Source organism: Brenneria tiliae (genome assembly GCF_023347575.1).
Taxonomy (GTDB): Bacteria; Pseudomonadota; Gammaproteobacteria; order Enterobacterales; family Enterobacteriaceae; genus Brenneria; species Brenneria corticis.
Genome location: NZ_JAKPCB010000097.1, coordinates 168,709 through 181,086, shown reverse-complemented (window position 1 = coordinate 181,086; position 12,378 = coordinate 168,709). Strand labels below are relative to the sequence as shown.

Here is a 12,378-nt window from a genome sequence, read left to right as displayed (position 1 = left end):
ACCGGCAGCGCTCCGGAGGGGGAAAAGGGGAACAACATGTTCCCCTGGCGTGGATTACCGCAGCAAACCGGACGATGCCGACGTGGTGCCGGCGGCCAGCGGCGCGCTGCCGCTATCGTCGGCGACCGGCGGCGTGGTCGACACCGGCTGGCCTAGCGCGGCGTTCAGCGTTTGCAGGTCGGATTCGTTCAGCGTGCCCAGCGCGGATTTGATATTCAACTGATTGATCAGGTAATCATAACGGGCGCTGGAAAGCTGCTGCTTGGCGTCATATAGCGTGGTGGTGGCGTCCAGCACGTCGACGATGGTGCGGGTTCCTACCTGGTAACCGGCTTCCATCGCATCCAGTGAGCTTTGCGCGGAAACTTCGGCCTGCTTATAAGCGTTGATGCTGCTGATGGAGGCGGAAATATTGTTAAACGACGAGCGCACGGTCTGGATCACGGAACGGTGAGCGCTTTCCAGCTGTTCGCTGGAACTGACGAAACTGTGCTGCGCCTGTTTCACCTGCGAGCTGGTGGCGCCGCCGCTATACAGCGGCAGCGTGAAATTGATGCCAACCTGGTTTTGACCGACGTCGCTGTCATTGAACTGATTGCTGTTACGCGTTTGAGAACCGGAGTATTTGGTATCGCTTACGCTGGTCGATGCGGTCAGATCCAGCGTCGGCAGGTGCCCGGTCTGCGCGTAGCGGATTTGTTCGCGCGCCAGATCCTGGCTCAATCGCGCCGATAAGAGATTCAGGTTGCGGTTTTCCGCCTCTTTCAGCAGGTTGTTCACCCCCTGCGGTTTCTGGGTCGAAAAACGTTCGATATTCAATCCCGCCAGCTGCGGGTAGAAATTACCGCTTACCTGCCGCAGCACTTCTAATGCGTTATCCAGAGTATTTCGCGCCAGAACCTCATTTGCCAATACGCTGTCATACTGCGCGCGGGCGTTCTGCACGTCGGTAATCGCCACCAGGCCGACGTTAAAGCGCTGGGTGGTTTGATCCAACTGGCGATAAATCGCCTGTTTCTGCGCGTTGATATAAGAGAGGGAATCGATCGCGCGCAGAACGTTGAAATAAGCGGTGGCGGTATTCAGGATCAGCGTCTGTTGCGCGCTCTGAAAAGTGACATCTTCAATACCGGCCTGTTTTTCCTGCAGTGTCAGGGCGCGCCATTTGGACATATCGAACAGGGTTTGCGTCAATTGCAATGACGCGCTTTTCACATCGCTGTCCACGCCATCGTTGTCGCGATAGCCGTTGTTATAGGTATAATCCGCGCCTAAACCCAGCTGCGGCAGCAGCGGGCTTCGGGCTTCATTGATTTTTTCAAACGCCGCGTCGCGGGTTGCTGCCGAGCTGCGTAAATCCGGGTTGGTTGTTTTAGCCTGTTGATAGACCTGTAACAGATTTTCTGCCTGCCCCATGGCACTAAAACCGCCCAGGCTCAGACCAATCAGAAGAGGGAGCAATTTCTTCATTTGCATTCCTTGTTGTGCAGCAATGTCGCTATGGTAGCGCTGTCGATATAACGAATAATCGTCGATTCTATCAGAATCTGCCAATAGGATAAGGTAGCTGAATGTGCCATCTTTCCGTGAGTCCCGCCGGCTCAGGCGATTCCGGACTACTCGGGCCTGAGGCGAGCGCTTGCCGTATTACAACGGTTTACGGTAATAATGCCTGCTGTGCAGACGACGGATTCTGCCTTGATGCAAATCTACCACAAATAACCGCGAGTTTGATGACCGGGATTTTCGCCCTACAATGGCGGATTCCACCAATACCCGTTACAGGAGTTTATTCATGGCGCATTCAATACCCAGCCCGGTTACTTTCGATAAAGACGATGTGGAAATTATCGCACGTGAAAAATTATACAACGGTTTTTTTTCGCTGGTGCGCTATCGTTTCCGCCATCGCCTGTTTAATGGCGAGATGAGCGATGAAGTCAGCCGCGAGATTTTTGAGCGCGGACATGCGGTTGTCCTGTTACCTTATGATCCGGTGCGCGACGAGGTGGTGCTGGCCGAGCAGATCCGCATTGCGGCCTATGACACCAGCGTCTCCCCCTGGCTGCTTGAACTGGTGGCGGGCATGATTGAACCGGGAGAGAGCATGGAGCAGGTGGCGCGCCGGGAAGCGCAGGAAGAGGCGGGACTGGCCGTCGGCCGCTGCCGGCAAATCGTCAGCTATCTTGCCAGCCCGGGCGGCACCAGCGAACGCCTGACCGTTATGGTGGGCGAGGTGGATGCCCGCACCGCGGACGGTATTCACGGGCTGGCGGAGGAAAACGAAGATATCCGGGTGCACGTCGTCAGCCGTGAACAGGCTTATCAGTGGGTTGAGGATGGGATTATCGATAACGCAGCGTCCGTCATTGCCTTGCAATGGTTGGCGTTGCACCATGAAAAACTGCGAAACACGTGGGCGGGTTGAATTTATGAAGCGTTATACCCCGGATTTCCCGGCAATGATGAGGCTGTGCGAAACCAATTTCATGCAGTTACGGCGTTTGCTGCCCCGTATCGACGAAGTCGGTGAAACCGCGGTTTATCGCGTTAATCATGCTGTCTATCGTTTAACGATTCTTGAGTCTACCCGCTACACTTCGCTGGTGGAGATTAAGCAGGTCGCGCCGGCGGTAAGCTACTGGAGCCTGCCGATGATGACGGTCAGGCTGTATCATGACGCGCTGGTTGCGGAAGTGTGTGCCAGTCAGCAGATCTTTCGCTTCAAAGCACGTTATGATTATCCGAATAATAAGTTACATCAGCGTGACGAAAAGCATCAGATTAATCAGTTTCTTGCTGATTGGCTAAAATATTGTTTGGCGTATGGTTCGATGTCGATCCCGGTTTGTTAGACAGATTTAAGTAACCAAGGACACCATCATTTGGAAAGCCTGTTGACACTTCCTGTGGCGAATGGGGCCAGAATCAGGATTTTACAAATAACGGACACCCACCTTTTTGCCGGCGAGCATGAAACACTGCTGGGTATTAACACATACCGCAGTTATCACGCGGTGCTGGATGCCATACAGGCTCAGCAATATGCGGTCGATTTAATCGTCGCGACGGGAGATTTGGCGCAGGACCACTCGCTGGAAGCCTATCGCCATTTTTCCCGCGGGATCCGGCAGCTTTCCGCGCCCTGCGTGTGGCTGCCGGGTAATCATGATTTTCAGCCGGCGATGGTGGATGCGCTGGCGGAAGCGGGCATTGCGCCGTCCAAGCATGTGCTGCTGGGCGATAAGTGGCAGACTATTCTGCTGGATAGCCAGGTTTTCGGCGTGCCCCACGGCGAGCTGAGCGATTATCAGCTCGAATGGCTGGAACGCACTCTGCAAAGTCAGCCGGATCGCTACACGCTCTTGCTGTTGCATCATCATCCCCATCCTTCCGGCTGTACCTGGCTGGACCAGCACAGCCTGCGCAACGCGCACAGTCTGGCGGCGGTGCTGGCCCGTTACCCGCGGGTGAATACCATTCTTTGCGGACACATTCATCAGGAGCTGGATCTCGGCTGGCACGGCCGTCGTCTGCTGGCTACGCCCTCCACCTGCGTCCAGTTCAAACCCCATTGCACCAGTTTCGCCATCGACGACGTGGCGCCCGGCTGGCGCTATCTGGATTTAATGCCGGACGGCCAGTTGGAAACCGAGGTGTTTCGTCTGCCGGGCAATGAGTTCCTGCCGGATATGGATTCGGACGGTTACTGATGCCGACCTTACTCTATCTGCACGGTTTCAACAGCACGCCCAATTCGGCGAAAGCCACGGCGCTGAAAGCGTGGCTGACGGTTCATCATCCCGCGATTGAAATGCTGACGCCGCAGCTTCCGCCTTATCCGGATGAGGCGGCCGAGCTGATGGAGTCGCTGGTGCTGGCGCATGCGGGCCGCCCGCTGGGCATTGTCGGCTCTTCGCTCGGCGGTTATTATGCCACCTGGCTATCCCAGTGTTTCACCTTGCCCGCCGTCGTGGTGAATCCGGCCGTGCGGCCGTTTGAACTGCTGCTCGACCATCTGGGGGAGTATCAGAACCCCTACACGAGCGAGCAATATGTGCTAGAGTCGCGGCACGTTTACGATCTCAAAGTCATGCAGGTTGAGCCGCTGGAGTCGCCTGATTTGCTGTGGCTGCTGTTGCAGACCGGAGATGAAGTGCTGGATTATCGTCAGGCCGTCGCTTATTACACGTCCTGCCGCCAGACGGTGGAATCAGGGGGCAATCATGCCTTTGTCGGATTTGAGCGCTTTTTTCCGCCCATCGTGAATTTTCTGGGGCTCGCGACAGACTGATCGACAGGGTGCCGACGGCGATGAGGGCGACAGTGCGAAAATGAACCTTGCCCGCCGCTCTTTCGCCCATGACGCACCAGCGGTATAGTTCACCACTTATCATTTAAAACAACGAATTAAATCAAACCATGACGCAATCAAGTTATAACGCCGATGCGATTGAAGTACTCAGCGGACTGGAACCGGTGCGCCGTCGCCCGGGAATGTACACCGACACTTCCCGCCCCAACCATTTAGGGCAAGAGGTGATAGACAACAGCATCGATGAGGCGTTGGCCGGTCACGCGCGCCGTATTGACGTGATTTTGCACGCCGACCAGTCATTGGAAGTGATTGATGACGGCCGCGGGATGCCGGTGGATATCCACCCTGAAGAGGGCGTCCCGGCGGTTGAGCTGATTCTGTGCCGCCTGCACGCGGGCGGTAAATTCTCCAATAAAAACTATCAGTTCTCGGGCGGCCTGCACGGCGTGGGGATCTCGGTGGTCAACGCGCTCTCTTCGCGGGTGGAAGTGACGGTGCGGCGCGACGGCCAGGTGTACGACATGGCGTTCGAGAACGGCGACAAAGTGCAGGATCTTACCGTCACCGGCACCTGCGGCCGGCGCAACACCGGCACCCGCGTTCACTTCTGGCCGGATGAAAAATTCTTCGACAGCCCGCGTTTTTCCGTTTCCCGCCTGACGCATCTGCTGAAAGCCAAGGCGGTGCTCTGTCCCGGCGTCGAAATCGTTTTTAAAGATAAGCTCAATAATACCGAGCAGCGCTGGTGCTATCAGGACGGGCTGAACGATTACCTGTGCGAAGCGGTGAATGGTTTGATCACCCTGCCGGAAAAACCGTTTCTGGGGGCGATTGCCGGCGACACCGAGGCGGTGGACTGGGCGCTGCTGTGGCTGCCGGAAGGGGGGGAGTTACTGACCGAAAGCTACGTCAACCTGATCCCCACCCCGATGGGCGGCACGCACGTCAACGGTCTGCGCCAGGGCCTGCTGGACGCCATGCGCGAGTTCTGCGAGTTCCGCAATATCCTGCCGCGCGGCGTAAAGCTGAGCGCCGACGATATCTGGGAGCGCTGCGCCTATGTGCTGTCGGTCAAGATGCAGGACCCGCAGTTCGCCGGGCAAACCAAGGAGCGCCTCTCTTCGCGTCAGTGCGCGGCGTTTGTTTCCGGCGTGGTGAAAGATGCGTTCAGCCTGTGGCTGAACCAGAATATTCAGGCGGCGGAACAGCTGGCCGAACTGGCCATCGCCAGCGCCCAGCGCCGCATGCGCGCGGCCAAAAAAGTGGTGCGCAAAAAGCTGACCAGCGGCCCCGCGCTGCCCGGCAAGCTGGCGGACTGCACCTCGCAGGATCTTAACCGCACCGAGCTGTTTCTGGTGGAAGGGGACTCGGCGGGCGGCTCCGCCAAGCAGGCGCGGGAGCGTGAATTTCAGGCGATTATGCCGCTGAAGGGCAAGATTCTGAATACCTGGGAAGTCTCCTCCGATGAGGTACTGGCCTCGCAGGAAGTGCACGATATTTCGGTGGCCATCGGCATTGATCCCGATAGCGACGACTTAAGCCAGCTCCGCTACGGCAAGATTTGCATCCTGGCGGATGCGGACTCCGACGGCTTACATATCGCCACGCTGCTGTGCGCCCTGTTCGTGCGCCATTTCCGCTCGGTGGTGAAGGGCGGCCATGTCTATGTGGCGATGCCGCCGCTGTACCGCATCGACCTCGGCAAAGAGGTGTATTACGCCCTGGATGAAGAGGAAAAAGCGGGCGTGCTGGAACAGCTCAAGCGTAAAAAGGGCAAACCCAACGTGCAGCGCTTTAAAGGGCTGGGTGAAATGAACCCGCTGCAGCTGCGGGAAACCACGCTCGATCCCAATACCCGCCGGCTGGTGCAGTTGACGATCAACGACCAGGATATCGACCAGACGATGGCGATGATGGATATGCTGCTGGCGAAAAAGCGGGCGGAAGATCGGCGCAACTGGCTGCAGGAGAAAGGCGACCGGGCGGAGATCGAAGTATAACCCGCCTGTTTTCCGCGTGTCGCCGGGATTGGCGGCGCGCAGGGTTCGCTATATTTTATATAAAACTAACCATAGGAGAAATTCTGCTTTTACATCCGCACTCTTTTTAAGAATAATAATCGTATAACTTATTGTTATATTTTTATTATGTCTTTGCGCGCTATTGCGAAGATGGGCTAATTCGATCCTGTTAATGCGGAATAGCTTCTATGTACAATCAGAGCATCGATTCCGGTTCAGGGAATAAATATCTGGCGAGATTAATTATTCTCAAAGCCTTATTTTCCCATTCCCGATGGAAGCCGTTGCTGTCCTGGCTCATCCCTTTCCTATTATTCCTGCTCTGGGAATATGCCTGCCGCTCCGGTTGGATAATGCCCGAAATATTGCCTGCGCCGAGTAAGGTTTTTGCCGCGGCGGTGGATCTATTCCGCGACGGCAGCTTGCAGCGAGACCTGCTGGTCAGCATGTCGCGGGCGGCCATCGGATGGGGTATCGGCGCGGCCGCCGGTTTCTCGTTGGGGCTGGCGGTGGGATTTTCCATTATCGTCGGCGTTCTTCTCGACAGAACGATTCAAATGATGCGCGCCATTCCGTTTCTGGCGATGCTTCCGCTGATTATAGTATGGTTCGGCGTCGGCGAGGAGCAGAAAATATTCATGGTGGCGCTGGGCGTCAGTTTTCCTATGTATATCAATACCACGTTAGGCATCAGACAGATTGATCCTAAGCTGTTTGAACTGGCGAAGGTGCAGAAATTAAGCGTGTTTACCACCATCAGACGCATCGTTTTCCCGGCGGCGCTTCCCTCTATTTTAACCGGCGTCCGTTACTCCCTCGCCACCGCGTGGCTGGCGCTGGTGATTGCGGAAACCGTCGGCGCCAGCAGCGGCATTGGTTTTCTGGCCGTGGACGCGCGCGAGTTCCTGCAGACGGATATTATCGTACTGACGATAGTCATTTACGCGCTTATCGGCATGAGCGCCGACGCCGTCGCCAGAGCGCTGGAGCGCCATTTTCTCGCCTGGCATGCGAATTACGCGGCGGATAAAAGCTGATGGCGGAATCAGCCGCGCCGCAGCCTTCGCCGGCGGTGTCCATCCGCCATCTGGTGAAAGCCTACGGCGAAAAGGTGGTATTGAACCGCATCAATCTGACGCTGATGAAAGGGGAATTCGTCGCCTTGCTGGGGGAAAGCGGCTGTGGAAAAACCACCCTGCTGCGGGCGATAGCCGGTCTGGATAGGGTGCAAAGCGGCGAAATCAGCGTGGCCGGTTCTCCCGCCGTCGTTTTTCAGGAACACCGCCTGCTGCCCTGGGAGGCGCTATGGCGCAATGTCTCGCTGGGCATGAACGGCGCCGACAGGCGGGAGATAAAGCGCAAAGCGGCGCTGGCGCTGGAAGAGGTCGGCCTGGGCGACCGTTTGACCGACTGGCCGAGAAACCTGTCCGGGGGGCAGGCGCAGCGCGTGGCGATTGCCAGAGCCTTTATCCAGGAACCGCAGATACTGTTGCTGGACGAACCCTTCGCGTCTCTGGACGCCTTAACCCGTATCAAGATGCATTTGCTGCTCAAAACGTTAATCCGCAAACATCAGCCCGGCGTGCTGCTGGTTACGCACGACGTCGACGAAGCGATTACCCTGGCCGATCGGATATTAATTATGAAAAACGGCCGTATCGACAGCGAATATTTGGTTAATGAATATGACGACAGAATGGTTATTCACAACAAGCTGTTGGCGGAATTAGGCGTATCGCTTAACTGACCGCCCGATATATTGCGGCCTATGCGTATTATGGCGCCGGGAATAAAAAGGGTTTCATTATCGGTTTAATTTTTCAGGGGAAATATATGGCGCAGGTGCAGCGAAAATTAACAATAACCGGCTTCGGCATGATATTGACGATGGTGGGCGCACTGTTGGCGCCATTATACGCCAATGCGGATAATCAGGCGGAGCAGAACAAGACGGTGAGGCTGACCTATGCCCGGGGCGGCGGAAATATCACGCTGCTGGCCAAAGAGCGCGGAGAGTTGGATAAGCGCCTGGCGTCGCAGGGCATTCGCGTGGAGTGGGTCGGTCCTTTTCCCGGCCACGCCCAGTCGATTCAGGCGGTAGTGGGGCGTTCGGCGGATTTCAGCTTCGGCGGTTCGACCACGCCGGGGGTGGCCGCCATTCTCGCCGGCTCGCCGGTGGCGTTTACGCAATTCTATATCTATCTGCCCAGAACCTCCGCCATTATCGCCAAAGACGACTCCGGCATTAACAAGTTCGAGGATCTGATCGGCAAAACGGTCGCCGTTAACCGCTCTGGCCTGGGAGAGGTGCTATTCGTCGCCGCGCTGGAAAAACACAACATCGAGCGCGATAAAATCAAAACGGTTTATCTGAACGCGGCGGACGCGGCGGCGGCGCTGGGCGCCGGCAAAGTGGACGCCTGGTCATGGTGGAGCCCGGCGATCGATATCGCGCGGCAGAACTATAAAGCGCACAACGTGTTTGAAGAAAAGGATCTGGACGCGCTTTATGACTTCAACTCCTTCCTGGTGCATAAAGACTTTGCCCGGCAGCATCCCGATATTGTGAAAGCCGTCAGCGAAGCCTTTGCCGCCGAGGGCGAATGGGCGAGCGCGCATCCACAGGAGGTGGAGGCGGTCAGCCAGAAAGCGGGGAAATACAGCGATGAAATCAAGAATTACTTTATTTCCCTCAACCGAAGCTACCAGTTTTTCAAACCGAACGATGAGGACTTTCTTAAACAGTTCCAGTTCGCCGTGGACTGGCTGACGAAACACCGTATTTTACAGCAAAAAGTCAACGTTAAAGAGTATGTGATCCATGAGTAATGACCGCGCATTATCCTATATCGATAGCGAACAGACTCTGGCGCTGCTGCGCTCGGAGAGCGAGTTCGCGTTAATCGATCTGCGGGAAGAGGGAGAGTTCAGCCGGGCCCAGCCTTATCTGGCGGTGAATATCCCCCTGTCGGAGCTGGAGGTGAGCGTCGCGCGTCTGGTGCCGAACCGCCGGGCGCCCGTCGTCCTGTTTGACGCCGATAAAGGGCTGGCGCCAACGGCGTACCGGCGGCTGACGGCGAAAGGCTACCAGAATATCGTCGCGGTGAAGGGCGATCTGGCCGCGTGGCTGCAGGCCGGCGGCGAACTGTTTCGTGACGTCAACGTGCCTTCGAAAGCGTTCGGCGAGTGGGTCGCGCACTATGCCGACACGCCGATGATTACGGCGCAAGCGTTGCAGGAACGCATCGGCAACGGCGACAATATCGTCATTCTCGACGCCAGGCCGTTTTCCGAATATCAGGTGATGACGATCCCCGGTTCGATCAGCGCTCCCGGCGCGGAGCTGGTCTTGCGCGCCGCGGAGTTGGTCAGGGATGAGGACACGACGATCGTGGTGAACTGCGCGGGCCGGACGCGCTCGATTATCGGCGCGCAGTCGCTGATTAATTCCGGGCTGTTCAAGCATGTCGTCGCGCTGCGTAACGGCACCATCGGCTGGCTGATAGCCGGTTTACAGCTGGAATACGGCGCCGGCCGCAGGGCGCCGGAGCGGGTCGGCGCCGAGAACCTGCGCAAAGCGCGCGCCGCCGCCGAGGCCCTGGCGAAACGGGCGGGAGCGCGCTTTATCACCCGCGACGAGCTGCGGGCGTGGCGGGAGGAGTCGGACGCCCGCAGCCTGTTCTGCTTCGACGTGCGCAGCCCGGAAGAGTATCGGCTCGTCAGGGCCGAAGGATTCCGGCACGCCCCCGGAGGGCAGCTGGTGCAGGCGACGGACGAATATATCGGCATCCGCAACGCCCGTATCGTCTTGGCCGACGATGACGGCGTGCGCGCGGCGGTCACCGCCTCCTGGCTGCGCCAGATGGGCTGGAAAGACGTCGCCGTGCTGGAAGGAGGGCTGGCGGCGGATTTGAAACCCGCCGTCGCGCCGCCGGAGAAGACGCCGGCGACGGCCGCCCCGACCGTTACGCCGGAAACGCTGTCGCGTTGGCTGGAGCAGGGCAAAACGGCGGTCATCGATTTATCGCGCAGCAGCGTCTATGCCAAAGGTCATATTTCCGGCGCCCTGTTCTGTCCGGGGATTTATCTGCCGCAGCTGTTGCCCGCGCTTTCCGGCGCGGAAAATCTGGTTCTGACCTCCGCCGATGGCGAGTTGGCGCGGGCGACGTTGCCCGAACTTGAACGCCTGACCGACAAACGCTGCTTTGCGCTGGCGGGGGGAACGCGCGGCTGGCGCGAGGCCCGCCTTCCGCTGGAGCCGGGGTTCGGTTTTACCCTGATTCCGGTTGATGACGTTTATAAACGACCCTATGAGGGCGTTGATAGTCCGAAATCGGCCATGCAGGGGTACATCGACTGGGAATTGCAGCTGGTGGAGCAACTGAAGCGGGACGGCATCGCGAAATTTAATCTTGTCGGCCATTAACGGACAGCTGTCTATGTCATATAACGCGCTAACCGGGGCGAAAAAGCCCCGCGATAAGCTGGTCTCTCTCGGTGAACTGGCCGCCCGCATTGCCGACGGCTCGTCGCTGGCCGTGGGAGGAACCTGTCTGCATCGTTCGCCGTTCGCCTTGATCCGCGAGTTGATCCGGCAGCGGCGGCGGGATATCGAACTGATCAAACAATCGCCGGGATACGATATCGACATTCTTTGCCGCGCGGGCGTGGCGACCAAAGCGCGCTGCGGTATCGTGGCGATGGAAGGGAATTTCGGCCTGGCGCCCTGGTATCGCCGCGCGGTGGAGACGGGCCGTTTGGCGTTGGAAGAGCACGCCTGCGCCACCTTGACGGCGGGGCTGCGGGCCGCCGCGTTTGGCGTGCCGTTTCAGCCGGTGGCGGGGGTGCATGGTTCCGATCTGGCGGCGCTCAATCAATGGGTCGCGCTGCCCGATCCCTATGGCTCCGGCGAAACCACCTGGGTTATCCCGCGCATCAAGCCTGACGTGGCGGTGATACACGTCGCCGAAGCGACGCGCTATGGCGACGGCCGGGTGTTCGGCACCGCGAACTGGGACCATCTCATTTCCAGAGCGGCGGGGCGCGTACTGCTGACGGCGGAAAAGCTGGTGGAGGAAGAAGCCTTTGCGGCGCGCCCGGAACTGACGCTGATCCCGCACTTTATGGTCGAGGCCGTCGCCGTGGTGCCGCGGGGCGGGTGGCCGGGGTCGTGCTGGCCGTATTATCCGCTGGATGGTTCGGCGATAGAGGGTTATCTGGCGCAGCGGGACGCGTCGTTCCTGCAGCAGCATCTGGATATGGCGCCGGAGGCGTCTCAGGAAAGCGTGGAGTAGTGTGATGAGCCTCTCTTTTTCGCCGTTTTCATTTCTGGTCGTCAATCTGGCCAGGTTTATCCGGCCCGATGAAATTACCTTCTCCGGGGTGAACTCTTCGGTTGCCATGCTGGCGTGTCTGCTGGCCAAAAAAAGCTACGCCTTTGACTTCACCTATATCAATGTCGCCGGCGGCGTCGACCCTACGCCCTCTTTCGTGCCGCTATCCAGCTCAGACCCGGTGCTGGCGGAAGGCTCGCGCGCGATTTTCGCCAACGAGGATTTCTATGATCTGTGCGCCAGAGGCGCATTGGATCTCTGCTTTCTGGGGGCGGCGCAGGTGGATGGCAAAGGCAATACCAACGTGTCCTGTATCGGCGACTGGCGCGCGCCCAAGGTGCGTCTGCCGGGGGGCGGGGGCGCAGCGGTCATGCTGCCGACCGCCAGACGCTCGGTGACGTGGCGCACCGAGCACTCTCCCCGCACGCTGGTCGACAGGCTGGATTTCACCACCGCCAGCGGCGGCGTCAGCGGTCTGGTCACCCCGTCGGCGGTGTTTGAAAAGCGGCACGGCCGGCTGGCGCTGAAATACCGGCACCCGGCGAAAAGCGTCGAACAGATTATCGCCATGACCGGATTCGCCTTTGATTATGCCGCCGCCGAGCCGGCGCCGCTGCCGACGCGCGCGGAGCGGCAGGCGCTGCGCGAACTGGATGCCGACGGCCGCTTTGCGGCGGATCTGAATCTGCATATTGATGAATAAATT

General features: G+C 58.4%; 12 protein-coding genes. 11 read left to right on the top strand and 1 reads right to left on the bottom strand.

Annotated elements, in window-relative coordinates:
- Positions 1 to 54: 54 nt before the first annotated feature.
- Positions 55 to 1,470: an outer membrane channel protein TolC gene (tolC, locus tag MFP24_RS12050; protein WP_249230324.1), complete on the bottom strand. Its 1,416-nt coding sequence runs from the start codon at positions 1,468 to 1,470 to the stop codon at positions 55 to 57.
- Positions 1,471 to 1,795: 325 nt separating this feature from the next.
- Between tolC and nudF the strand changes: the two genes are divergently transcribed.
- The 11 genes from nudF to MFP24_RS11995 all read left to right on the top strand — a co-directional run bounded on the left by nudF (position 1,796) and on the right by MFP24_RS11995 (position 12,375).
- The gene (gene nudF, locus MFP24_RS12045) at positions 1,796 to 2,428 is read left to right on the top strand and encodes an ADP-ribose diphosphatase (RefSeq protein WP_249230323.1); all 633 of its coding nucleotides are present in this window, start codon (positions 1,796 to 1,798) and stop codon (positions 2,426 to 2,428) included.
- Between the two features lie 4 nt (positions 2,429 to 2,432).
- The gene (locus tag MFP24_RS12040; RefSeq protein WP_136167543.1) at positions 2,433 to 2,855 is read left to right on the top strand and encodes a DUF1249 family protein; all 423 of its coding nucleotides are present in this window, start codon (positions 2,433 to 2,435) and stop codon (positions 2,853 to 2,855) included.
- 30 nt (positions 2,856 to 2,885) lie between these two features.
- Positions 2,886 to 3,713, top strand: a complete 828-nt coding sequence (gene cpdA / locus MFP24_RS12035) for a 3',5'-cyclic-AMP phosphodiesterase (protein ID WP_249230322.1) — start codon at positions 2,886 to 2,888, stop codon at positions 3,711 to 3,713.
- A complete protein-coding gene (yqiA, locus tag MFP24_RS12030) occupies positions 3,713 to 4,294 on the top strand; it encodes an esterase YqiA (RefSeq protein ID WP_249230321.1) in 582 nt (193 codons plus the stop codon). Before cpdA ends, yqiA begins: the two co-directional genes overlap by 1 nt.
- Before the next feature lie 128 nt (positions 4,295 to 4,422).
- On the top strand, positions 4,423 to 6,318 hold the full coding sequence (parE, locus tag MFP24_RS12025) for a DNA topoisomerase IV subunit B (protein ID WP_249230320.1): 1,896 nt from the start codon (positions 4,423 to 4,425) through the stop codon (positions 6,316 to 6,318).
- Positions 6,319 to 6,692: 374 nt separating this feature from the next.
- On the top strand, positions 6,693 to 7,376 hold the full coding sequence (locus MFP24_RS12020; protein ID WP_249230319.1) for an ABC transporter permease subunit: 684 nt from the start codon (positions 6,693 to 6,695) through the stop codon (positions 7,374 to 7,376).
- Positions 7,376 to 8,086 carry an ABC transporter ATP-binding protein gene (locus tag MFP24_RS12015; RefSeq protein ID WP_249230318.1) on the top strand — a complete coding sequence of 237 codons (711 nt, stop codon included), beginning with the start codon at positions 7,376 to 7,378 and terminating at the stop codon, positions 8,084 to 8,086. Before MFP24_RS12020 ends, MFP24_RS12015 begins: the two co-directional genes overlap by 1 nt.
- An 86-nt stretch (positions 8,087 to 8,172) precedes the next feature.
- Positions 8,173 to 9,168 carry an ABC transporter substrate-binding protein gene (locus MFP24_RS12010; RefSeq protein WP_249230317.1) on the top strand — a complete coding sequence of 332 codons (996 nt, stop codon included), beginning with the start codon at positions 8,173 to 8,175 and terminating at the stop codon, positions 9,166 to 9,168.
- Complete coding sequence (locus MFP24_RS12005) at positions 9,161 to 10,765, top strand: rhodanese-like domain-containing protein (protein ID WP_249230316.1); 1,605 nt, start codon at positions 9,161 to 9,163, stop codon at positions 10,763 to 10,765. The genes MFP24_RS12010 and MFP24_RS12005 overlap by 8 nt, the downstream gene beginning before the upstream one ends.
- Positions 10,766 to 10,778: 13 nt before the next feature.
- Positions 10,779 to 11,633: a CoA transferase subunit A gene (locus MFP24_RS12000; RefSeq protein WP_249230315.1), complete on the top strand. Its 855-nt coding sequence runs from the start codon at positions 10,779 to 10,781 to the stop codon at positions 11,631 to 11,633.
- A 4-nt stretch (positions 11,634 to 11,637) separates the two neighbouring features.
- The gene (locus MFP24_RS11995; protein ID WP_249230314.1) at positions 11,638 to 12,375 is read left to right on the top strand and encodes a CoA-transferase subunit beta; all 738 of its coding nucleotides are present in this window, start codon (positions 11,638 to 11,640) and stop codon (positions 12,373 to 12,375) included.
- The last annotated feature ends 3 nt before the right edge of the window (positions 12,376 to 12,378 follow it).